At 65.7% G+C, this 20470-nt stretch carries 25 protein-coding genes; 18 read left to right on the top strand and 7 right to left on the bottom strand.

From position 1 onward, the window contains the following. The 6 genes from G481_RS23620 to G481_RS25435 all read right to left on the bottom strand — a co-directional run bounded on the left by G481_RS23620 (position 1) and on the right by G481_RS25435 (position 6049). A complete protein-coding gene (locus tag G481_RS23620; RefSeq protein ID WP_084450869.1) occupies positions 1-1188 on the bottom strand; it encodes a restriction endonuclease subunit S in 1188 nt (395 codons plus the stop codon). After that, positions 1185-3623 carry a type I restriction-modification system subunit M gene (locus tag G481_RS0111415; protein WP_028030149.1) on the bottom strand — a complete coding sequence of 813 codons (2439 nt, stop codon included), beginning with the start codon at positions 3621-3623 and terminating at the stop codon, positions 1185-1187. The genes G481_RS23620 and G481_RS0111415 overlap by 4 nt, the downstream gene beginning before the upstream one ends. A 74-nt stretch (positions 3624-3697) precedes the next feature. Next, positions 3698-4078 (bottom strand): hypothetical protein, encoded by a 381-nt coding sequence (locus G481_RS0111410; RefSeq protein WP_028030148.1) that lies wholly within the window; start codon positions 4076-4078, stop codon positions 3698-3700. After that, positions 4075-5400, bottom strand: a complete 1326-nt coding sequence (locus tag G481_RS0111405) for a recombinase family protein (protein WP_028030147.1) — start codon at positions 5398-5400, stop codon at positions 4075-4077. Before G481_RS0111405 ends, G481_RS0111410 begins: the two co-directional genes overlap by 4 nt. Then, positions 5397-5849 carry a DUF2924 domain-containing protein gene (locus tag G481_RS0111400; protein ID WP_028030146.1) on the bottom strand — a complete coding sequence of 151 codons (453 nt, stop codon included), beginning with the start codon at positions 5847-5849 and terminating at the stop codon, positions 5397-5399. The genes G481_RS0111405 and G481_RS0111400 overlap by 4 nt, the downstream gene beginning before the upstream one ends. After that, positions 5846-6049: a hypothetical protein gene (locus tag G481_RS25435; protein WP_084450866.1), complete on the bottom strand. Its 204-nt coding sequence runs from the start codon at positions 6047-6049 to the stop codon at positions 5846-5848. Before G481_RS25435 ends, G481_RS0111400 begins: the two co-directional genes overlap by 4 nt. A gap of 163 nt (positions 6050-6212) precedes the next feature. On the opposite strand from G481_RS25435, the gene G481_RS0111395 reads away from it, so the two are divergent. From G481_RS0111395 to G481_RS0111315, 17 genes are all read left to right on the top strand, one after another. Beyond that, positions 6213-7451, top strand: coding sequence for a hypothetical protein (locus tag G481_RS0111395; RefSeq protein ID WP_035025889.1), 1239 nt, complete (start codon positions 6213-6215; stop codon positions 7449-7451). Further along, complete coding sequence (locus G481_RS0111390) at positions 7420-8349, top strand: helix-turn-helix domain-containing protein (RefSeq protein WP_028030144.1); 930 nt, start codon at positions 7420-7422, stop codon at positions 8347-8349. The genes G481_RS0111395 and G481_RS0111390 overlap by 32 nt, the downstream gene beginning before the upstream one ends. A 108-nt stretch (positions 8350-8457) precedes the next feature. Continuing rightward, positions 8458-9051, top strand: coding sequence for a sigma factor (locus G481_RS0111385; RefSeq protein ID WP_028030143.1), 594 nt, complete (start codon positions 8458-8460; stop codon positions 9049-9051). Between the two features lie 13 nt (positions 9052-9064). After that, entirely contained in the window at positions 9065-9421 is a 357-nt protein-coding gene (locus tag G481_RS0111380) for a hypothetical protein (protein ID WP_028030142.1), read from the top strand. Next, positions 9421-9813, top strand: a complete 393-nt coding sequence (locus G481_RS0111375) for a hypothetical protein (RefSeq protein ID WP_051294481.1) — start codon at positions 9421-9423, stop codon at positions 9811-9813. The genes G481_RS0111380 and G481_RS0111375 overlap by 1 nt, the downstream gene beginning before the upstream one ends. Further along, positions 9813-10331 carry a hypothetical protein gene (locus G481_RS0111370; RefSeq protein ID WP_051294480.1) on the top strand — a complete coding sequence of 173 codons (519 nt, stop codon included), beginning with the start codon at positions 9813-9815 and terminating at the stop codon, positions 10329-10331. The genes G481_RS0111375 and G481_RS0111370 overlap by 1 nt, the downstream gene beginning before the upstream one ends. Before the next feature lie 100 nt (positions 10332-10431). Then, positions 10432-11289 carry an ATP-binding protein gene (locus G481_RS0111365; RefSeq protein WP_028030139.1) on the top strand — a complete coding sequence of 286 codons (858 nt, stop codon included), beginning with the start codon at positions 10432-10434 and terminating at the stop codon, positions 11287-11289. 19 nt (positions 11290-11308) lie between these two features. Next, a complete protein-coding gene (locus G481_RS0111360; RefSeq protein WP_028030138.1) occupies positions 11309-12094 on the top strand; it encodes a hypothetical protein in 786 nt (261 codons plus the stop codon). Positions 12095-12176: 82 nt separating this feature from the next. Next, on the top strand, positions 12177-12407 hold the full coding sequence (locus G481_RS0111355) for a hypothetical protein (protein ID WP_028030137.1): 231 nt from the start codon (positions 12177-12179) through the stop codon (positions 12405-12407). A 140-nt stretch (positions 12408-12547) separates the two neighbouring features. Continuing rightward, on the top strand, positions 12548-12775 hold the full coding sequence (locus G481_RS26480; RefSeq protein ID WP_062563528.1) for a DUF6511 domain-containing protein: 228 nt from the start codon (positions 12548-12550) through the stop codon (positions 12773-12775). 10 nt (positions 12776-12785) lie between these two features. Beyond that, a complete protein-coding gene (locus G481_RS0111345; RefSeq protein ID WP_028030135.1) occupies positions 12786-12995 on the top strand; it encodes a hypothetical protein in 210 nt (69 codons plus the stop codon). Further along, positions 12992-13792 carry a hypothetical protein gene (locus tag G481_RS0111340; RefSeq protein ID WP_028030134.1) on the top strand — a complete coding sequence of 267 codons (801 nt, stop codon included), beginning with the start codon at positions 12992-12994 and terminating at the stop codon, positions 13790-13792. Before G481_RS0111345 ends, G481_RS0111340 begins: the two co-directional genes overlap by 4 nt. Continuing rightward, a complete protein-coding gene (locus G481_RS0111335) occupies positions 13785-15104 on the top strand; it encodes an ATP-dependent DNA helicase (RefSeq protein ID WP_028030133.1) in 1320 nt (439 codons plus the stop codon). Before G481_RS0111340 ends, G481_RS0111335 begins: the two co-directional genes overlap by 8 nt. A gap of 9 nt (positions 15105-15113) precedes the next feature. After that, the gene (locus G481_RS0111330; RefSeq protein WP_028030132.1) at positions 15114-17669 is read left to right on the top strand and encodes a VapE domain-containing protein; all 2556 of its coding nucleotides are present in this window, start codon (positions 15114-15116) and stop codon (positions 17667-17669) included. 435 nt (positions 17670-18104) lie between these two features. Next, positions 18105-18626: a crossover junction endodeoxyribonuclease RuvC gene (locus G481_RS0111325; RefSeq protein ID WP_028030131.1), complete on the top strand. Its 522-nt coding sequence runs from the start codon at positions 18105-18107 to the stop codon at positions 18624-18626. Further along, positions 18623-18823 (top strand): hypothetical protein, encoded by a 201-nt coding sequence (locus G481_RS0111320; protein WP_028030130.1) that lies wholly within the window; start codon positions 18623-18625, stop codon positions 18821-18823. Before G481_RS0111325 ends, G481_RS0111320 begins: the two co-directional genes overlap by 4 nt. Beyond that, the gene (locus G481_RS0111315) at positions 18816-19250 is read left to right on the top strand and encodes a DUF6362 family protein (protein WP_028030129.1); all 435 of its coding nucleotides are present in this window, start codon (positions 18816-18818) and stop codon (positions 19248-19250) included. Before G481_RS0111320 ends, G481_RS0111315 begins: the two co-directional genes overlap by 8 nt. Before the next feature lie 10 nt (positions 19251-19260). Here G481_RS0111315 and G481_RS25140 read toward each other — a convergent pair whose 3' ends face one another. Further along, positions 19261-19935, bottom strand: a complete 675-nt coding sequence (locus G481_RS25140; protein ID WP_154664589.1) for a hypothetical protein — start codon at positions 19933-19935, stop codon at positions 19261-19263. 273 nt (positions 19936-20208) lie between these two features. Here G481_RS25140 and G481_RS23610 point away from each other — a divergent pair. Further along, positions 20209-20470: transposase (locus tag G481_RS23610; protein WP_035025886.1), on the top strand; the 262-nt coding region annotated here is incomplete at its 3' end.

Genomic DNA, 20470 nt, shown 5'->3' with positions numbered 1-20470 from the left:
TCAGACCAGCCTGACCCGCCCTGTCAAAAGAGTCTGCATCATCCCCTCCTTCACCGCCCGCGCCTTGGCGAGGCGGGACTCGAGGGTCTGGATTTCGGCGTCCATGTCGGAGAGGACAGTGGCGATGGCTTGCTGTTCGTCCGGTCGTGGCAACGCAATTTCTGCGCTTGAGATATGGCGCCGGTTTGTTGCCAAGACTTTTGTGCCCGCAGCCAACTGGCACAAGTGACTACGAAATGCCGGCATGAACTGAAGGAAAGCCTTAAACCCATCAACCAAGATCGACTTGTCAAAGCGCGCGGCAATCGTGTGAAGCCCCGAGACGACTTCTGTTGCACCCAGATCGGTTACTTCCACCGATGTGCCTACGCCAGCGAGATCCTCCGATGCGTCAACGAATACGAGGTCGCCAGCAGCCAGCCTGTCCAGTCGCCCGGCGGACAACGAGTCCAGCGTCGGCATCGGCTTGGTCGCGGGCGAGAGAAAGATCGACGCTGCGCCATGGATGTCGCCGTAATGCAAATTCTTGACGGGGCCATGTTCGGATAGTTGAGCGCGGGAATGTGTGCCGTTCTTCAAGAAACGCACATGGTCACCCAACCGCTTCACCTCCCACTCCCCCGAGAACCCCGGGAGGCGGCGGCGGGCGGTGAGGAGGTCTTGCATCGCGCCCTGCTTGATCAGGCGCTTCTTGGCGATCACCCGCTCCAACCCCGCCACCACCCCATCCGCATCCGACAACGCGGCGACCACGCGGTCTTGTTCGCTGCTGTCTTTCGGGAACAGGATTTCCATATCCGCGATCATCTCTCGACGAACGGAGTCAACTGACGACTTCGCCGTCATCGCCATGATGCGGTCATAAAAGAAGTGGCTGAAATAGTAGAAGAAATATCGCCCGGTGACGCCCTCGGAAAAGCTGTGCATCAGATAGACGCGCTGGTGGAAGTCACATTTCCCATTGATGTAATGGAAGATTTTTCCTGTGCCGACGCCATCGCCTGCCGTCAAGACGCCTTCGCCGTCGAAGCCGACCGAGTTGATACGTTCAACGGTCTGCGAGCGCACGAAAAACGGATACAGACCGTTCTCAACGCGATCCTTGGTATCCTTGTCTCCGGTCGTGATCTTCGCAACGGCCTTGATCGGTTTTCGATCCCATCCGGCATGGATTGAGGCCTCACTCATCCCGCCACCCCCATCGCCGCCAGATGCCCGGCTACCCGCGCCTCGAGCCCGGCCAGATCCTCCATGATCTGCGGCAGGGTCTGGCCATAGCGTTCGGTCAGCACCCGCACGCGGGCGGTGAGCGTCTCCGTCCGCGCTTCGACCTCGGCCCCGATGGCGGCGGTAATGTCGGCCAGCCACTTGTCCTGCACCACAAGGGTCTGGATCTCGCCCATGGTCAGGTTGGGGTATTTCTTCAGCACGGCCTCGGTCAGCCGGGCCTCGGCCTCTTTCGCCGCGCGCTTCGCCTCGGCCTCGCCTTCAAACAGCACGGCTGCCTGTTTCAGCAGGGCCTTTTCGTCCGGCTCCAGGCCCCTGTCCTTCAGCCGCGCCTTCACCCCTCCCGCCGTCAGCTTGGCCCCATCGGCCAGAAGGTCCTCGAACAGCCCGCCCTCGGCCCCGTGTTCTTCGGCCAGTTCCTCGATCTCGCGCCCCAGGTCCTCGGCCCGGGCGGTGGCCTGATCCAGCGCCGCCTTGAGGTCGGCGAAGAAGCGCGCGGTAATCAGGGCGGGCGGGATAACATCGGCCACTAGGCGGACCTTGTTCACCGTCAGGTCGCCCTCTTCCAGCCACTTCACCTTGCCGTCGTCGCTGGTCTCCTTGCGCGCCTCGCGCAACTCGCGCGCCGCCAGCCAGCCGCCGCCCGCGATGATGAACACATCGTCCTGCATGGTGGCGGCCCAATAGGACATCAGGCGCTGATAGGCCTCATACTTGTCGATCAGGGGGGCGGCGTCGAAGCGCGCCAGCATGTCCTCCGCAATGGTGTGGATCAGGTCGCGCGGGTGGTCGCCCTGTTTGATGCCCGTAAGGAGGGGGGTATTGGCCGCGATCCAGCCGTCCAGGATGGCGGTGACCTGCGCGCGGAAGGCCGCGAAATCCGGGTGGGTGCGGATGGTCGCGCGAACCTGATCGGGCGCGACCAGCGGATCGGCATAGCCAGGCCGCGGGTTCGGCCCGAAGAGCGTGGCGCGCAGCGTGGGCATGACGGCCCAGAACTCGCCCAGCGCGTCGATGTCCCGCTCTGGCACGCCGCCGTGCAGGTGGGCGGTGATGTCCTGCAGATCCTCGGGGTCGGAGCCGTCGATGTAGCGGGGGATGTTCAGGTTGAAGTCGTTGCGGGCGATCTCGTCGAAGGGGACGAGGCGGGAATAGCCAGGGATTGTCTGCTGGCGCGTGAAGGCGTCGATGATCTTGTGGATGTCGCGCTCGCGCAGGCGGTTCTTGGGGCCGTCCTTGATGAAGCCCCTGGAGGCGTCGACCATGAAGACGGGGCGGTTGGCGGTGGCCTCGGACTTGTCGAGCACGATGATCGAGGCGGGGATGCCGGTGCCGTAGAACAGGTTGGCGGGCAGGCCGATGACGCCCTTGATGTAGCCGCGTTTCAGGATCTTCTCGCGCAGCTTCGACTCGGCATTGCCGCGGAACAGGACGCCGTGCGGCAGGATGACCGCGCCCGAGCCGGTGGCCTTCATCGACGCGAGGATGTGCAGCAAGAAGGCGAAGTCGCCGTTTTTGGCGGGCGGTTCGCCATCGTCGAAGCGGCCGTATTTCGTCTCGGCCGTCAGCCCCGCGGCCCAGGCCTTGGCCGAGAAGGGCGGGTTGGCAACAACGAAATCGAAGGTCTGCAGGGTGTGGGCGTCGGCCAGGAAATGCGGTTCGGCGATCACGTCGCCCTGTGCGATCTCGGCCGTGGCGCGGTTGTGCATGATCATGTTCATGCGCGCGAGGCCACGGGTGGCGATGTCCATCTCTTGGCCGAAAATGGTGATCGGCACGCGGGCGGTCTCGGCGGCCTTCAGCAGCAGCGAGCCCGAGCCGCAGGTTGGGTCATAAACCGTCTGTTTCGGGCTGGTGGCGCGGCTGACGCCCGCCACGGCGGCAACGACACGCGAGACCTCGGCCGGGGTGTAGAACTGCCCCTTGGACTTGCCCGCCTCGGTCGCGAAGTTGCGCATCAGGTATTCGTAGGCGTCGCCGAGGATGTCGTCGCCGTCGGCCCGGTTCTTCGAGAAGTTCAACTCTTCCCTGCTGAAGATGTTGATCAGCGCGGTCAGCGTATTGATCATCTTCTGGCCGCGTCCGAACTTCTCGGCATCATTGAAGAAGGCCCGGTCGATTACACCGCTGAGGTCGTTCTCTTCGGCGATGCGAGCGATGATCGTGTCCATCCCCTCGCCGATGTTCTTGGACCCGCGCAGGGCCTTCATGTCGGCAAAGGACGCGCCGGGCGGCACCTCGATCAGCGCGTCGGGCTGGCCAGCACGGTCGGACACGTATTTCACGAAGAGGAGCGTGAGGATGTAATCCTTGTAGAGCGACGCATCCATCCCACCACGGAGCTGGTCGCAGCTTTCCCAAAGGGATCGGTAGATGTCGCTCTTCTTGATGGCCATTTGATGCCCCTGCCAATCTTTTGCACTACCCCCTCTTGGCGGCACGGCTTGCAAAAGGTGCTCAGGGGATTGTGCTATCTATCTGATGACTGCCTTGACCATTCAACCGGAAACGGCTCCAGAGCCCGCGCCAGCGTGATCTCCGGCCCTTGCTTCCCGTCCAGAATCGTCTCCACGATATCGGGCGAGAGCAGTGTCAGGCGCAGGATCCGCGCCATGTAGGTGAAGGCAATGCCTTCCCTCGCGGCCAGTTCGGAAATCGACGCGAACTCGCCCGAGTCCAGCATCCGCTTCCAGCGAAACGCGCGGGCCAGTGCCTTGACGAGTGCGTCATCGGGGCGGCGCGGGGTCGACGCGCCTCCGGGCAACTGCATCTCCTTCCGCCCCCCACGCTTCACGAGGCGGAACGGGACATGGATGGTGACAGTATCGGGGACCGGGGTGGCGCGGGTCATGCGGCTGCTCCTATGTCGGCGGTGATTTCGCGCGCGAGCCCGGTCAACCCGTCCAAGCGCAGGCGGACGTTCAAGCCTTCGGTGCTAATCTCGACCCGCTCGACCAACAGGGCCACGATGCGCGCCTGCTCGGCTGGAAAGAGTTCGTCCCACAGCGGGTCCAGTTTCTGCAGGGCTGCGCGGGCCTCGGTTTCGGTGATGCCGTCGGCGTGGGCGCGCGCAGCCTTCCACGTCCCCGCGACGATCTCTGGCTGGCGGAACACAGCGCGCAGTTGGTCGATGACGGCGGCTTCGATCTCGCCCGCAGGCACCCGGCCCACGGGGCACGCCCCTGCACCATGCTTCAGCACGGTCTGGCTGACGTAATAGCGGTAGAGCCGCCCGCCCTTGCGGGTATGCGTCGGCGAGAACGCGGTGCCATCGGGCCCGAACAGCAGCCCCTTCAGCAGTGCGGGCGTGTCGGCGCGGGTGCGTGCGGCACGTTTGCGGGGGCTTTCCTGCAGAATGGCGTGGACCCGGTCCCACATCTCGCGGCCGATGATCGCGTCGTGTTCGCCGGGATAGCTGTCGCCCTTGTGGACCGCTTCCCCGATGTAGGCGCGGTTGTTGAGCATCCGATAGAGGTATTTCTTGTCGATCCGGTTGCCGCGCGGCGTGCGGATGCCGCGCTTGCCAACCTCCCGCGCGAGTTCCGTGCAGGACCCGATCTCGAGGAAGCGTTCGAAGATCCAGCGGACATGCTCGGCGCGTTCGTCGTCGATCACCAGCTTCCGGTTCTCGACGCGGTAGCCATAGGGCGGCACCCCGCCCATCCACATGCCCTTGCGCCGAGAGGCCGCGACCTTGTCGCGGATGCGTTCCGCGGTCACCTCGCGTTCGAACTGAGCGAATGACAGCAGGATGTTCAGCGTCAGCCGCCCCATGGACGTGGTCGTGTTGAACGACTGCGTGACGGAGACGAAGGTCACACCGTTCCGGTCGAACACCTCGACCAGCTTGGCGAAGTCCGCGAGCGAGCGGCTGAGGCGGTCGATCTTGTAGACCACCACCACGTCGACCAGTCCGTCCTCGATGTCGTCGATCAGCCGCTGCAGGCCGGGGCGTTCCAGCGTGCCGCCGGAGGTGCCGCCGTCATCATACTGATCGCGGACCAGCACCCAGCCCTCGGACCGCTGGCTGGCGATGTAGGCTTCGCAGGCCTCGCGCTGCGCGTGCAAGCTGTTGAACTCCTGCTCCAGCCCTTCCTCGGAGGATTTCCGGGTGTAGACCGCGCAGCGCAGCTTGCGGACGGGCTTCGATTTTTCGGGGGGTGGCTTCGTCATCTCCGCCCCCTGTGGTTCTTGAGCCCGAAGAAGACCCAGCCGTTCCAGCGCGTGCCGGTGATCGCGCGGGCGATCGCGGACAGCGACTTGTACGGCCGCCCCTGCCATTCGAAGCCGTCCGCGGTGACGGTAACGACGTGCTCGACGGCCTGCCACTCGCGGATCAGCCGCGTGCCGGCGATGGGCATGGCGTCCGCGCGGACGCGGCTCTTCTTCCTGTCGCCGCCGTCGAGGTCCTCACCCAGCCGTTCCAGCCGCCGGATGGTCTCGGGCTTCAGCCCGCCATAGGCGAGTTCCTGGATCCGGTATGCCAACCGGCTTTCGAGATAGCGCCGGTTGAAGGGCGGGGGCTCGCTGTCGAATAGATCGCGCCACTGCTGCTTCAGTTCGGGCGTCGTCGCAGTCTTCAGTGCCGCCAGGCGCGCGGGGATGGGATCGTGGGTCGTCATGCGTTTCTCCGGTGAGTTGGAGTTGCATGACGGCATCGCTCGGGCGGATAGTGTAGGCGAATTTCTCCAGTCTCGTCAGAAGGTTCGCCCCGCTCGCGCAGCAGCAGCCGGATCAGCCCGAGCGCCAGCAGGCCGCACAGTTCGGCGCGGCGTTCGGCGGGGGTCATCTGGTCGGGCGGCAAAGGATTCGGGCGTTTCATGAAGGGCGGTCCGTGATGTCTCGCCCTTCTCCTACTCACCGCATTCGCGAACCGTCCCACGGAGTCCGGAAAGGCGCGGGTAGAGCCGCCTCGGACTCGACTCCCGGTTGTCCGGTCGGGTAGAACATAATCAGAACATGTCGGCCGTTTGCGAGGTATTCCCGTGGGTTCCGATCTCAAGAAATTTGTTAATCCGAAGTTTCTCAAAACCATTGATCCGGCCCTGATGCGGGTTTTGTTCGTTCGGCACTTCGGCGAGGACGAACTGCCTGTGGCATTCGAGGGAGAGGCCCCAACCGTTCGGGCGGCTCTGGCGACGCATTTCGAAGGAACCGTTGCAGGCTGGAACGCCGGAATGGTCGCCGATTTGCATCGCGTTGCCGAGCTTGGAACCAGCGAGGGCATGCAGCTTATTCTGAACGAAGCCCGTCGTCGTGGCGTGGTTCTCTATCCCGAGCCCGACCCTGCCGACGCCGAGGCAGCGCCCATTCGCCATGATCCCAAACACGTCGCGCTTCACACGTACCTGCTGCATCACCGCGTTTTCGAGGCAGCAGCCGACTTTCATGCGCTGCGTGCGCCGACTTCGCCCGCCGAGTTTCGCGGCCCGGAACGCGATGTTGGAGCGGACCTGACCGAAGAAATGACCGAGGCTTTCAAGGCTGCGGTGATCAATCTGTTTTCGCAGGACCTGCAGGGTCAATATTGCCGCCTTGGGCCCTATGAGGAAGACGGCGAAATCAACCTGGTGATCAGCCACGGCGCGCAGGTCACTACGACGCCGGTGGTCACCGGGGATCGCGAAGAGATCATTACCCTTCGCGCGGTCAAATATGCGGTGCTGCGTTACTCCCCGGTGGAAGGGCGCCTGTTCGTGGGCGGCGTGGTCAAGGCGCAGCAAGGCGAGATCGCCGAGCTTTTCGCCCGGCATATACTGAGGCGGCCCGGGTTCTTCTCGGGGCGGGACGCCCGCGATCTTTATACGCTCGATCCGATCAGCGATGCCGGGCCCGATTTCGCGTTCCAGCATCGCTATGACGAGACCATCAAGGAGGTTCGGATCGTGGCCGCCGCCGCTGACCTCTTCGAGCGGGATGAAGAGGATCAGCGCTGGCGTCATGTACGCAGTTGGGAATCGAAGGACGCATCCGGCGGCGCGCTTACGCATTTCCGCGGCAGCGAGGTGCGGTTCGGCCGGGGCTGGCGGTTGGGCGAGATCACCTTTCGGGTCGCATTCGAAACCGGCGCAAAGCGTCCGGCACAGGTTACGGTGCGGCTGAAGCCACCGGGGACGCTCGCCTTCCGCCGGACGCGGTTCGAAAAGGCGGTCCACACGCTGATCGCGCGGCACGGGCTGGAGAAGGACCGCGATGCTGGCATGGTTGTGGACGCGGCTGAGTGAGGGCGGCGCCCGGGCCTTGATCTCGGGCCGGGCGCTGAGCCGCTTTCCCGCAAGTGATGTGGAGCGCCTCTTGCGGGCGCAGGTGCTGATCGAGGAACGGAGGGCCGATACCTGGTCGGTCTGCGCGGAGTGCGATTGCGGGCTTGATGCGCGCCCCCTCGAACAGTTGGACGACACGTTCCGCGCTTGCTGCCCGCACGATCCGGCCGAAGACGTGATCCTGCAGAAAGACGATCTGCGCCGCTTCTCGGTCGACGTCGACCGGCTCGTGGCCCGGATTACAGCCAGCGGGAATCTGGGCGGCGTAGTTGCCTGCATTGCTGACGGCGTCTGGTTGTTGGGGGAGACCCCGTCCGGCCATGCCGTGGTCCTGTCAATCGATGCCGAAAATCTGGTTGCGCCGGGCGCGGTGATGGCGATCAGGGCGGCCGTGGGGCCGAAGCCGATCATGGCAATCGTCCACGACCTTTCCGCGGCAATCGCTGTCAGGTTGCGGGAGGTCGGGGTCGAGCCCCACGATATTGCGGCGGTTTTCAAGCTGGGGTCGGATGGCACGGAACGCCTCGTCCTCGATCCGCCATCTTCAGTGCCGCGCCTTGTCATGACGCTTTCGGCGCAATCGGTCACTCTCGACGGCCGTCGGCTCGACCTGCCGACTCAGATGTTCGCGCTGTTTCGGCTGCTGATCGAGCAATCCGTCAAGCGTGATCCAGTCCTGAAAAAGCAGAATATCGAGAGGCAGACCGGCCGTCCCGCCAATGAAATCGCCCGCGACCTTCGCAACGCGCTTATCTCCTCCGGCATGCCCGAGGCGCAGGCGAAATCGCTGGTCGCGACGGTTCGCGCGCGCGGCTATCGGCTCGGCCTCGACCCTGCCGAAGTGGTCATCCAACCCTGAGGCCGCCACACACAATCCGCACATAACAAACACATGGCAATTACACCGGCAGCAGCGCGCTGAGCGGCACATTCGGAACAACAGCAACATGTTCCAAGGTGCTCCCGAATGCTTCCGCCGATTTCCCCCGATGACCTTGCCACGCTGATCGACGAGGCGGCCGTTGCCGCGCGCCGCCTGCATCGCAAGCTGGTGCTGCCTGCCGCCGATCTCGACGATCTCCGCCAGGACCTGCTGATCGACCTGATCTGTCGGCTGCCCGGCTTCGACGCGCGCCGTGGCAGCATCGGCGCTTTCGCCAACATCGTCCTGCGCAACCAGTCCTCGCGCATCGCCATCCGCCATCATCGCCAACGCAGGATGCAGGGCGGCACGGTGCTTTCGCTCGATGCCCCCGTTTCCGGCGGGACCGAACCGTTGGGCTGCTTGCTGGCGGAAGCCGATGGTCTGGCCGCCTGGCATGGACAGGACCGCTCTGCCGCTAACGACGCCGACACCCGTCACGATCTCGCCCGGGTGCTGGGCGGCCTGCCCGAGGAAGCGCGCGGGCTTTGCGCGGCACTTGGCACCTGCGCTGTCGCAGAGATCGTCGAGCATACCGGCACCTCCCGGTCCGCCCTCTACCGTCACATCGCCCGCCTGCGGCTCGACCTCGCCATGCGCGGGATCGGGGCCAAGTGGGACGGTTCGAGAGCAGCGTGAGTAGAGGACCGACATGGAGATGATCGTCATGCCCCTCACCGAATTCACGCCCGCAAAGGCCCGGCCGCTCACCGACATCGAGTTCTGCGCCTGGATCGGCCAGGCCATGCCGGGCGACCGCCTCGAGTATCATCGCGGGTTTCTCGGGATCGATACCACGGCGGTGATTTCCACCTTGCCGGAACCGGATCGCCGCAGGCTCGGAGCGCTGGCCAGTGCCGCCCACCGCGCCTTCGAGGCCGCGCTGGTACATCTGGTGCAGGTCCGCGTCGGCCCCGACCGCTTCGCCTATCTGGCCATCGCGCGGACCAAGCCGCGCCATGCGCCGATCCCGTTTTCCCATCTCATCGCGACAGAGGAGGCCGCCTGATGCGCGCCGCGCTTGCCTGGATCGGGGATCGGCTGCCGCCGTCCGTCTACTTCCTTCTGGCCGGAAACTCGGCCCCATCCCTCAACGGAGAAACGGACATGACCGAGACCAACGGCCCGCTTGCGCTCCTGCGCAAGGCTTTCCGCAGCCTTGAGGATCTGCCGGAGGTGATCCCCACCTCCTGGCGTCCCGGCAATGCCACCGATCCGCTGCCCGTCGAGACCGCGAGTGTTGACGATATCGCCATCGCGATCGTCGCCGCGAATGCCGAACTGTCCGCGGCCATCCAGCGATCCTCGGCGTTGGAAAAGCTCCACCGTCTGGCTCGGGAAGCCGGGGCTGTAGGCACGGACCGTGCCGTGGATGCGGCCCTGAAGCGGGAGGGGCGGTAATGGCCATGCCGTTCCCCAGCACTGAGGCGCCGACCGAGGCCCGCCTCAACAACCTGCCAACGTTCGACGACCTCGATCGGCTGTCCATCGGCGAGATCGCCGACATGCCCGCTGCGCTGCTTCTTGCGCTGCAGGACGAAGCAGCGGCCGAGAGCGCCCGGGTCAAGCGCCTGAAGGACCGTTTCGAGGCGGCACTGGCGCAGCGTTATGGCGCCGCGACCGAGGCCGAGCGGTCTGGACAGGGCAAGACCTCCGGCACGGTCCGGATCGAGGATGCGGGCGTGGTCGTGATCGCCGACCTGCCGAAGAAGGTCACCTGGGATCAGGACCGGCTGGCCACCATGGCAACCCGGATCCGCGAGGCCGGCGACGATCCGACCCAGTATCTCGAGATCGCCTATCGCGTGCCCGAACGCCGCTTCGGGGCCTGGCCCGATGCCATGCGCGAAGGCTTCGCAGCCGCCCGGTCCGAGACCACCGGCAAACCCGTGTTCCGGCTCGAGACCCGAGACCGGTGACGCGCGGCGGCGGGACGCCCGAGCGGCAACGCCGGGCAGGTTCCCCTTCGGCACCCGGTCACCCCCGCCGCCGCGACCTTTCATTCCTTCGGAGAACCCCATGGCCTTCCGCATCATCACCGCCGACGAACGCCTTTCGGCCGCCGAGAACAAGACCTCGCTCGCCATCTTCGGCCCGCCCGGCGTGGGCAAGACCACGCTTCTGAAGTCCCTGCCTGCCGAGGAAACCGTCTGCCTCGACCTCGAGGCCGGGATGAAATCGGTGCAGGACTGGCGCGGCGCCTCGATCCCGGTGCGCAGTTTCACCGACTTCCGCGATCTTGCGGTGCTGATCGGCGGACCGGACCCCGCGCAACACCCGCAGTCCTGGTATGGAACCGAACGCCATGCGTGGCTGCAGGCCCAGCACCGTGAAAGCGGTATTGAGGCCTTCCTCGCAGCGCGCCGCATCGTCTTTGTCGACTCGATCACCGATCTTACCCGGCAGGCGATGGCCTATGCCCGCCAGCAGCCCGAGGCCTTCTCGGACCGGACCGGCAAGCCGGATGTCCGGGGCGCCTACGGGCTTCTGGGGCGCGAGGTGATCCAGGCGCTGAAGCACCTCCAGCATGCGCGCGGCAAGACCGTGATCTTCGTCGGCGTTCTGGAAAAGGTGACCGACGACTTCGGCACCGTCACCTGGCAACCGCAGATGGAAGGCAGCAAGGCCGGGCGGGAGTTGCCGGGCATCGTGGACCAGGTCGTCTCGATGCACCTCTTCGCCCGCGATGCCGAGGGTGGCTGGGTGCTGGACGAGACCGCCACCGACCGCCGCCTTGTTTGCAAGTCGGGCAACCCCTGGGGCCTTCCCGCCAAGGACCGCTCCGGCCGCCTCGACCTGACCGAACCGCCCGACCTCGGCGCGCTGCTCGCCCGGATCGACGGCCGCGCCCCCCATCACCCCGCTTTCGCCTCCTGATCCCTGAAAGGACATGACCATGAGCTACGATCTGAACGACGCCCAGCCGCAGATGGCCCCCATCGGGGAACTGATCCCGGACGGCACCTTCGCCAAGGTGCGCCTGACCATCCGCCCCGGCGGCGTGAACGGCGCGACCCCGGCGGATGCGGGGCTGCTGAAGGCTTCGCAGTCCAGCGACGCGCGCATGCTCGACTGCGAATTCACCGTGGTCGACGGCCCCCATGCCCGCCGCAAGTTCTGGCAGAGCTTCACCGTCGCGGGCGGCAAGCTGGACGAGAAGGGCCAGTCCATCGGCTGGAAGATCTCGAAATCCACCTTTCGCGCCATCGTGGACAGCGCCCTTGGCCTTGATCCCAGGGACGAAAGCCCCGCCGCCAAGGCCAAGCGGGTTCTGCCCGGTCTGCGGCATCTGGAGGGCATCGTCTTCGCCGCCCGCATCATGGTGGAACCCGCCTCCAACCCGCAGTACCGCGACCAGAACCGCATCGCCAACGTCGTTCTGCCCGATGAGCCGCAGCATGCCGCGATCATGCGCGGCGAAATCGTCCCGCCCGATCCGGTCAACGCCCCGCCGCGCAAGGCCGCGAGCGTCGCGGCGCCGGGCTGGCAGGCTCCGGCACCGGCCTGGGGCGCGGCGCAACCGTCGCCTGCGGCGCCGAACTGGGGCGCGACACCGCAGCCCGCGGCGGCACCGGCGCCCGCCTGGGGCGCGCAGAACGCCCCGGCCGCTCCGCCCGCGCCGCAGGCCCCCGCACCCGCTGCGCCGGGCACCCCCGCCATGCCCGCGTGGCTCAATGGCTGAAGCGCGGCGGAAGCGGCGGTCGGGTGGGTCGGTGCGATCCACCACCGCCAAGCCCGATGGGGCTGGGCCGGGCGACCGGCCCATGACCCCCGACGAATGGCAGGCGCAAGTGACGCGCGCCGCCGCGCTGGAGATCGGAAGATGGCTCGAGGCCCGAGGAAGACTGCACCAACCCATCGCAAGCCTCACCCTCGGCGACCTCGAGGCCATGGCGGTGAACGCCATCTCGCGCTGGATCGTGATGCAATCGCAACGGCTTCACCGGCAGGATTGGCCACGGGACGACCCGATCGCGACGCTCTTGCTCGGGTGACGATCTGCGCCGTCTGCGCCCGGGAGGCCCGGGGCTTTGGCTACGTCCACCGGCTCCAGCACGACCGCTACCCCTATCACCGCTTCTGCTCGCTCCGCTGTCAGGACGTGGGCAGCGCCATCGCCCAAAGGAACAACGGCATGATCGACAAGACCGCCCGCGAGGCACAGGCCATCCGCGACGCCCGGGTGCTGTTCGCCGAAGCGCTGACCGACCTTGGCCTGATGGCGCCCTTCTTCAACCGCACCGCCGCCGACATCGACCGTCTGATCGAGGCGGCCGTCACCGGCTACGTGGACAGCATGCTGGCGCAGGGCGCACGCAAGGAGCGGACCGGCACGGCCCATGACGATCCGATTCCGTTCTGAGGGGTCAGCCATGATCGACCTGAACGACGAGACCGCCCCCTGGACCGACCTTCTCGCCGCCGCGACGGCGAACGCCATCACCGACTTCGAAGTCGAGTTCTGCGAGAGCCTGCGCCTGAAGCTCGAGAAATTCGGCGCGCGTGCCCGGCTGACCGAGGCCCAGCATCACAAGCTGACCTGCATCGCGCAGGCTGGCGGGTTCTGGGAGCGCGACCAATGATCGACCTGAACCACGGCTCGGGCTGCATCTACGGTCAGGATGCGCCGCGTCCGCCGATCGCCACGGCCGTCTCATCCGCCATCGATGCGGCCCTGACGGCGCGCAATCGTGCCGAGCGCCCCCGCACCTATGTCAGTTCCTCGGGGCTCGGGCGCGACTGTCTGCGCCAGATCCAGTATGACTTCCTCGCGGTGCCCAAGGACGAGGGCCAGGAGTTCGAACCGCGCATCCTGCGCATCTTCGAGGCTGGCCACCGGGCCGAGGACATTGTCGCGGGCTGGTTCAGGATCGCCGGGTTCGACCTGCGCACCGAACGCCCCGATGGCCGCCAGTTCGGCTTCGAGGCCATGGCGGGCCGGTTCAAGGGCCATATCGACGGCTGCTTCGTCTCGGGCCCCGTCGCGATGGATTTCCCCGCCCTCTGGGAGAACAAGGCGCTCGGGGCCTCCAGCTGGAAGGATGTGGTCAGGCGCGGCGTCAGCATCGCGCGGCCTGTCTATGCCGCCCAAATCGCCCTTTATCAGGCCTACATGGACCTGCCCAACCCGGCGCTGTTCACCGCGCTGAACCGCGACACGATGGAATTGCATGCGGAACTCGTCCCGTTCGATGCCCGCCTTGCGCAGGAGATGTCGGATCGGGCCGTCACGGTCGTCCAGGCCTCGGCGGCCGGCGAATGGTTACCCCGGATGGCCACCGAGCCCACGGCGGTCGTCTGCCGGGGCGGCATGGCCGGCGGCAAGTGGCACGCGCCCTGCGCGTGGGCAGAGCGGTGCTGGAGGGGCGTCGGTGTCTGACTTCGTCCCCTCGGCCGCGCAGGCCGCCGCCATCGCCGAAGTCCGCGACTGGTTCGAGAACCGCGCCGAGCAGCAGCAGGTGTTCCGGCTCTTCGGTTATGCCGGGTCGGGCAAGAGCACGGTCCTGAAATTCGCCCTCGACGACCTTGGACTGTCACCCCATCGCTGCGCGAAGGACGGCGGTTGCGTGCCGGGCGTCGTCACCGCGACCTTCACGGGCAAGGCCGCACTGGTCCTGAGCCGCAAGGGCACGCCCGCCCGCACCGTCCACAGCCTGATCTATTCGGTGATCGAGTCGACCGAAGAGGAAATCGCCGCCGCAACCGCCAAGGTTCAGGAGGCCGAGACCGCCGCGCGCAAGCTGACCGGTTTCGACAGGACCGCGGCCGAGGCGGGGATCGAGGCGATGCGCCAGGCGCTGTCCGCGATGAAGCATCCCCGTTTCGCCCTGAACCCGCAAAGCGATGCCGCGGATGCGCGGCTCATCGTGCTGGACGAGGTGTCGATGGTGGGCGAGGAGATGGCCCGCGACCTGATGAGTTTCGGCAAGCCGATCCTCGTGCTGGGCGATCCCGGCCAGTTGCCGCCGATCAAGGGCGAAGGGGCCTTCACCCGGGACGCCCCCGACGTGATGCTGACGGAGATTCACCGCCAGGCGGCCGAGAGCGCCATCATCCGTCTCGCCACGATGGCGCGGATGGGGGAACCCATCGGCTTCGGGGTTTACGACGCCCATGTCGCCAAACTGCGCAAGGGCGACATCACGCCGGATCAGGCGCTGCGCGGCGGGCAGTTGATCTGCGGCCTGAACGCGACGCGCTTCCAGCTGAACAACGCGATGCGCGCGGCGGCCGGGCTGGGCGGGACGTATCTGCCCACTGGCGGGGCGGAAAAGATCATCTGCCTGAAGAACGACAATTCGCTCGGTCTGATCAACGGCATGTTCCTGACCCTCGAGGATATCGTCGACGAAGGCAGCCTCTACTTCTCGGCCGTGGTGCATGACGAGGACGGGCGGCGTGTGACGCCATTCGACAGCGACGGCCGCCCGGGCCGGTTGCGCATCTACAAGGGGCATTTCGAGGATCACGTCGCTTACGATGCCAAGCGCCATGACCGCGACTGGCGGGAAAAGCGCAAGCTGACCGAGGCGACCTTCGGATGGGCGATCACTGCCCACAAGGCGCAAGGATCGCAGTGGGAGAACGTGATCGTCTGGGACGACGGACTGGGCCGCAGCGAGATCGACCGCCGCCGTTGGCTCTACACCGCCATCACCCGCGCCGAGCGCGGCCTCGTCCTCCTGGCGTGAGGGGACGCGATGATCGATCTCAACGATGTCGCCACGCCGAAGGCACGCCACGATCTGGCCGCCGTGAAGGATCGGCTTGCCGCCACCGCAGGCGACTGGCTCCCCAGCATCTTTCCGGAGGCGCGGCTGGCGCGCGACCGTCGCTCCTTACGCTGTGCCGACCTGTCCGGCCGCCCGCCACGCAAGGAAGGGTCGTGCACCATCCACCTCGACGGGCCTTATGCAGGCTGGGGCTTCGATTATGCCACTGGTGAAAGCGCCGGGCCCATCGATCTGATCGCGCAGGCGACGGGGCTGAGCGACGGCGCGCTTTTCGACGAAGCCGCCCGGATTGCCGGGATGGATCATCCCGCGCCCCGAAACGCGCCGCGCCCGAAGCCCGATCATACCGGCGAGATTGCGCGACTGATTGACGGCGCACAGCCGCTCGCTGGCACGCCCGGCGAAACCTACCTCCGCATCCGCGGCCTTGCCGATCCGGGATGCCCGGATCTGTTGTTCCACCCCGATCTGCCGGATTTCGACACGCGACGCGGTTGGCCGGGCCTGATCGCATTGCCACGCCTGGCAGACGGCACCCGCGCTCAGGGTATTCACCGGACCTTCCTGCTCGACGACGGCAGCGCCAAGGCGTCTGCCGGGAAGAAGATGCTGGGATCGGTAGCGGATGCGGCCGTGCGCCTGTTCGCCATGCCTGCGGACGGCCATCTCGGCATTGCCGAAGGCATCGAGACCGCCCTAGCGGCGCATACCCTGTTCGGCACCGCCGTCTGGGCGGCGCTCTCTGCCGACGGGCTCGCGCGGTTTCAGTGGCCGACGGGCACGACGCGGATCACGATCTACGCCGATGCAGGCGACGCAGGTCGTCAAGCCGCTGCGACCCTGTCGGATCGCCTGAACCGGGCCGACATTCCGAACGAGATCGTGGTCCCGCTCCATGGCGATGATTTCAACGACGATCTGATGCGCGGAGCGCGTGCGACCGACTATCGCCCGGAGATTTCGGCGGACGAGCCGGGCGGACCTGAGACCATGACGCCAGTGGCGGCTCCGGCACCTGGCGATCCGGACGCTCTGATTGCCGCCGCCGAGGCACTGACCAACCCGCCCGAACTCGCCGCGCTCTCCAGCCTTCTCGGTCGCCTTGCGCTTGCCCGGCTCGATCCGCTGCCCGAACGCCAGATCCTCGCCCGGATCAAGACCGCGACCGGCATCTCCATGTCGATCCTCGACAAGCAATTGACGGAACTGCGCCGCCGCGTGCATGCGACGGGCGATCCGCAGGGCAGGATTGCGCGTCCCGCCTGGTTTGGGCGGCTGTGTCAGGATCTGTCCGGCACGCCCGAGCGCAACGAGGCCAATGTGATCATCGCCCTGTCCTCGGATCCGGTCTTTGCCGGGCTCCTGGCCTTCGACGAGTTCGCCCAATCCATCGTGGTTCGTCAGCCGCTGCCGTGGGATGACCCGGCCCTCCGATTTCCGCGACCATGGGATGATGCCGACGATGTGCGCACCGCCGAATGGCTGCAGTTGCGCGGGCTGAACGTCGCCCCCATGGTTGTCAGCCGAGGTATCGGCGCAGTGGCGCGCGACCTGCGCATTCACCCAGTCCGCGACTGGCTCGACACCCTGCAATGGGATGGCACGCCCCGGATCGAGACCTGGACAAGCACCTATCTCGGCGCAGCGCCGACCGCCTTCCATCACACCATCGGCGCGCTCTGGCTGATCTCGGCGGTGGCCCGGATCTACCGGCCCGGGGTGAAGGCCGACCACATGCTGATCCTCGAAGGGCCGCAAGGCGCGCGCAAATCCACCGCGATCAAGGTGCTCGCGGGCGAGGATTGGTTCACCGACGAGTTGCCCGAGCTTGGGTCCAAGGATGCTGCCATCCACATGCAGGGCGTCTGGATCGTGGAAATTGCCGAACTCGATGCTATCGGCCGCGCCGAGGTCTCGCGCATCAAGGCGTTTCTGACCCGCACCACCGACCGCTTCCGACCGCCCTATGGCCGTTACACCGTTGAAGTGCCGCGCCAATGCGTCTTCGCGGGCACTGTGAACCCCGACACCTATCTGCGGGACGAAACCGGCAATCGCCGCTTCTGGCCACTACGCTGTGGCAGCATCGACATCGCCGCAATCGCTCGCGACCGGGATCAACTCTGGGCCGAAGCCGTCCACCGTTTCCGCGAAGGCGCGATTTGGTGGATCGACGATCCGGCGCTGCTCGCCGAGGCCGCCGCCGCGCAGGAAGCGCGCTATCAGGCGGATGCCTGGGACGCGCGGATCGACCGCTGGCTGACGCACGACACCCGCAGCGTCAATCGCGGCCACGCGGGCTGGGATGATTGGCAGGATGAAGAGTTCGAACGTCCCGAGCCGATCCGCGATGTGTCGGTGGGTGAAATCCTCGAAGACGCGCTCGGCATCGAGCCAGCGAAATGGACGAAGGGCGACCAGATGCGTGTGGGGGCTTGGCTGAAGTCGCGGGATTGGGAGCGATACCGCAGCGGCGCAGGCGCGACCCGCGAATGGCGTTACCGCAGGTCGCCGCGCGGCTGACGTCGCGATGGCCGTGGCAGGCATGGAGGGGGCATCCAACCGGGTGCCCTTTTTCGTTTTGCCGCTGTCCCACTTCGCGGCCTGTCCCACTTCAATCCCAAGGTGGGACAGAAAAAACCATTTCAAATCAATCCTGTCCCACCTGTCCCACTTGGACCGCCAACTTCTCTCTTTCCCATATGAAGCGCATATGTCCCGGCTGACCTCATTCTTCCTCATGCGACGTAGGGAAAAAGGTGGGACAAGTGGGACAGGTGGGACACGCCTTGTTTTGAAATGAAAATCTGGCGTCCCACTTTGATCGGCAAGTGGGACACCCCAAGACCAGGTGGGACAGAGGTGTGTTCAGGCGCATTTTTCTTGAATGGGTGCGCGTGTCATGATTCTCTGCCCATGACCAAAGCCGAAGGCCCACGATTCAGGTGAGCCTTCAACATGACGCTGACCATCCAGACTGCCGACCTGCGCCTCGAACCGGGGTGCCTTTCCACGTCCTGCATCCTTGCCCTCGACCTCGGGACAACGACAGGTTGGGCCTTGCGTGGCCATGACGGCCTGATCACCTCTGGCACGACGTCCTTTCGCCCCGGCCGCTTCGATGGCGGCGGGATGCGCTACCTGCGCTTCACCAACTGGCTGACCGAGGTCGACCGGCTGTCAGGTCCTGTCGCCGCGATCTGGTTCGAAGAAGTCCGCCGCCATGTCGGCACGGACGCTGCCCATGTCTATGGCGGTCTGATGGCCACCCTCACGGCATGGGCTGAACTCCGCGGCATCCCCTATGAGGGCGTTCCGGTCGGCACCATCAAGCGCCATGCCGCCGGCAAGGGCAATGCAGACAAGGAGGCGATGATTGCAGCCGCGCGAGCGCGCGGGTTCAGCCCCGCCGATGACAACGAGGCGGATGCCATCGCCCTCCTGCATTGGGCCATTGCAACGAACGGGGGTGTCGCATGAGGTGGTATCCCCGAGGCTATGGTGGCACCCGGCGTGATCCAGATCGCGTCAAGCAGGACGGCTGGCACGACCATGGTCTACTGGCCGTGTCCATCGACGACCCGCGTCTCACCTGGCCGGAGCAGGAACTGGTCCGCCAGCTAGCAGAAAAACTCTACGGCCCGCGTGTCGAGCCAAGGGAGATCGCCCATGACTGAGTGGACTTCCGCCATGGTCGAAGCGCGCCTTGAAAGCGCTGCCGATGTCTTCCGGTCGCTGCCCGAGGTGAAGCCGCAGGGCTACTTCAACGCCTGGCCCGAGTATTTCCACACCTTCGCCGACAGGGTCGGTCAGGAGCCTCGAATGCGACGGCCGAAGCCAAGCCCGCGCGACATAACGCAGGCCGAGGATACTCTTCTCTGGCTGCGCTGGCTCGACCCCGCCGACGCGCGCCTGCTGTGGCTTCGAGCGAACCGGAAGCCGTGGAAGCCGATCTGCTGGGAACTCGGCATCAGCCGTGCCACCGCAAACCGGCGCTGGCAGTACGGGATTGCGGTCATCGTCTGGCGCTTGAACAGGACGCGTGTGCCGTCGAAGCGGTCGATGGAATTCGTGGTGGCGCGAGCATCAAGCGCGGATGTCTAACGGCACACCGCTATTCCGTGATAGCTCCAAAGTGCTGCGGATAATCGCCTTGGGCTTCCTCGCCCCGACGCAGAATATCGATAAGCGCAGCGAAATCGTGATCCGCCTGCGTCCCCTTCCAGCGATTTGCGAACCAACAGGTTAGCTGGATGTTCTCCGGCGAATAGTGGCCTGCGCTGTCCTTTCGGTCGATCGAAACCACTAACTCGGTAACCGGTCGTCCTTTCTGCGGCAGCAGCATCGGCAGACCTGTCAGCACGCATCGCCCGTCCTGGTCTTCCCACAGGTGGCATAGAAAATCATAGAACGCTTCCGTCGAAGAGAACCCGAAGAGCTCCTTATTCTTCACCACCCGCTCGACTGCCTGCCCGTTGGCATTGCCGACGCGGTGGATCACGCTCTGAGCGAGGCCGATCATAGCCGCCTTGAGATCACCCGGCCGCTGTAAGCCCTGCTGTCGCATCTGTTCGATCTTCTGCGGCAGGCGAACCAACAGCCAGAGATAGGAATGCGCGTCGATCAGGCGGACTTCCTTGACCCCAACCCAACTGGTCAGCCCTGCTTGGACCGAGCGCACCGCTGCGATGAACTCCTGGTAGTTCGACCACGAGCATCGACCGGAGGTTCGAACGTCGATTCCGAGTTGCTCGAAAGCCTTGTCGAATGTGGTGGTGCCGATCGGCAAGAACTGGTTGTCATCGAAGACGTAGAACAGATACGCGATCAGGCTGTAGCGACGACCGATCAGAGCGACGAGATCGTCGAGAATTTCGGCGGGCTCTCGCCGCTCTCGGAAGAGGTCGAATACGTGACGCTCGAAGCGTTGGCGTGTGGGGCCGTTCCCGAGTTCTTCGCGAAGCCGGCCCGTTTCGCTCGGCTGATTGTGCCGAGGTTCGAGAGTGTCCGGTCTTCTGTGTATGGCTGATTGGGTCCATGCTTCCTGAGAGGAGCAAGGACGATGACGATTTCGAACGAAGTGCTGGACGAGTTGCTGAAGGGCTGCAAGCGGCCTGATGATCTGCTTGGCGATGCCGGGCTGATGAAGGAGCTGAAGGTCCGGCTGATGGAGCGGATGCTCGGGGCCGAACTGACTGCGCATCTGGGGTACGAGGCTGGCGCAGAGCCGCCGCGGGAGCAGACCAATCGCCGGAACGGGGTTGCGACGAAGCGGGTGAAGGGCTCGGACGGCGAGGTGCCGCTTTCGGTGCCGCGGGACCGGG

It is taken from the genome of Gemmobacter nectariphilus DSM 15620, assembly GCF_000429765.1.
Lineage (GTDB): Bacteria > Pseudomonadota > Alphaproteobacteria > Rhodobacterales > Rhodobacteraceae > Wagnerdoeblera > Wagnerdoeblera nectariphila.
Note: the sequence above shows the minus strand (reverse complement) of the source record. Positions and strands in the feature narration are given on the sequence as shown.

What these genes read in the sequence shown, in the direction of transcription:
- G481_RS23620 (WP_084450869.1), bottom strand. Translation starts at nt 1,188, where the DNA reads ATGAGTGAGGCCTCAATCCATGCCGGATGGGATCGAAAACCGATCAAG.
- G481_RS0111415 (WP_028030149.1), bottom strand. Translation starts at nt 3,623, where the DNA reads ATGGCCATCAAGAAGAGCGACATCTACCGATCCCTTTGGGAAAGCTGC.
- G481_RS0111410 (WP_028030148.1), bottom strand. Translation starts at nt 4,078, where the DNA reads ATGACCCGCGCCACCCCGGTCCCCGATACTGTCACCATCCATGTCCCG.
- G481_RS0111405 (WP_028030147.1), bottom strand. Translation starts at nt 5,400, where the DNA reads ATGACGAAGCCACCCCCCGAAAAATCGAAGCCCGTCCGCAAGCTGCGC.
- G481_RS0111400 (WP_028030146.1), bottom strand. Translation starts at nt 5,849, where the DNA reads ATGACGACCCACGATCCCATCCCCGCGCGCCTGGCGGCACTGAAGACT.
- G481_RS25435 (WP_084450866.1), bottom strand. Translation starts at nt 6,049, where the DNA reads ATGAAACGCCCGAATCCTTTGCCGCCCGACCAGATGACCCCCGCCGAA.
- G481_RS0111390 (WP_028030144.1), top strand. Translation starts at nt 7,420, where the DNA reads ATGCTGGCATGGTTGTGGACGCGGCTGAGTGAGGGCGGCGCCCGGGCC.
- G481_RS0111385 (WP_028030143.1), top strand. Translation starts at nt 8,458, where the DNA reads ATGCTTCCGCCGATTTCCCCCGATGACCTTGCCACGCTGATCGACGAG.
- G481_RS0111380 (WP_028030142.1), top strand. Translation starts at nt 9,065, where the DNA reads ATGGAGATGATCGTCATGCCCCTCACCGAATTCACGCCCGCAAAGGCC.
- G481_RS0111375 (WP_051294481.1), top strand. Translation starts at nt 9,421, where the DNA reads ATGCGCGCCGCGCTTGCCTGGATCGGGGATCGGCTGCCGCCGTCCGTC.
- G481_RS0111370 (WP_051294480.1), top strand. Translation starts at nt 9,813, where the DNA reads ATGGCCATGCCGTTCCCCAGCACTGAGGCGCCGACCGAGGCCCGCCTC.
- G481_RS0111365 (WP_028030139.1), top strand. Translation starts at nt 10,432, where the DNA reads ATGGCCTTCCGCATCATCACCGCCGACGAACGCCTTTCGGCCGCCGAG.
- G481_RS0111360 (WP_028030138.1), top strand. Translation starts at nt 11,309, where the DNA reads ATGAGCTACGATCTGAACGACGCCCAGCCGCAGATGGCCCCCATCGGG.
- G481_RS0111355 (WP_028030137.1), top strand. Translation starts at nt 12,177, where the DNA reads ATGACCCCCGACGAATGGCAGGCGCAAGTGACGCGCGCCGCCGCGCTG.
- G481_RS26480 (WP_062563528.1), top strand. Translation starts at nt 12,548, where the DNA reads ATGATCGACAAGACCGCCCGCGAGGCACAGGCCATCCGCGACGCCCGG.
- G481_RS0111345 (WP_028030135.1), top strand. Translation starts at nt 12,786, where the DNA reads ATGATCGACCTGAACGACGAGACCGCCCCCTGGACCGACCTTCTCGCC.
- G481_RS0111340 (WP_028030134.1), top strand. Translation starts at nt 12,992, where the DNA reads ATGATCGACCTGAACCACGGCTCGGGCTGCATCTACGGTCAGGATGCG.
- G481_RS0111330 (WP_028030132.1), top strand. Translation starts at nt 15,114, where the DNA reads ATGATCGATCTCAACGATGTCGCCACGCCGAAGGCACGCCACGATCTG.
- G481_RS0111325 (WP_028030131.1), top strand. Translation starts at nt 18,105, where the DNA reads ATGACGCTGACCATCCAGACTGCCGACCTGCGCCTCGAACCGGGGTGC.
- G481_RS0111320 (WP_028030130.1), top strand. Translation starts at nt 18,623, where the DNA reads ATGAGGTGGTATCCCCGAGGCTATGGTGGCACCCGGCGTGATCCAGAT.
- G481_RS0111315 (WP_028030129.1), top strand. Translation starts at nt 18,816, where the DNA reads ATGACTGAGTGGACTTCCGCCATGGTCGAAGCGCGCCTTGAAAGCGCT.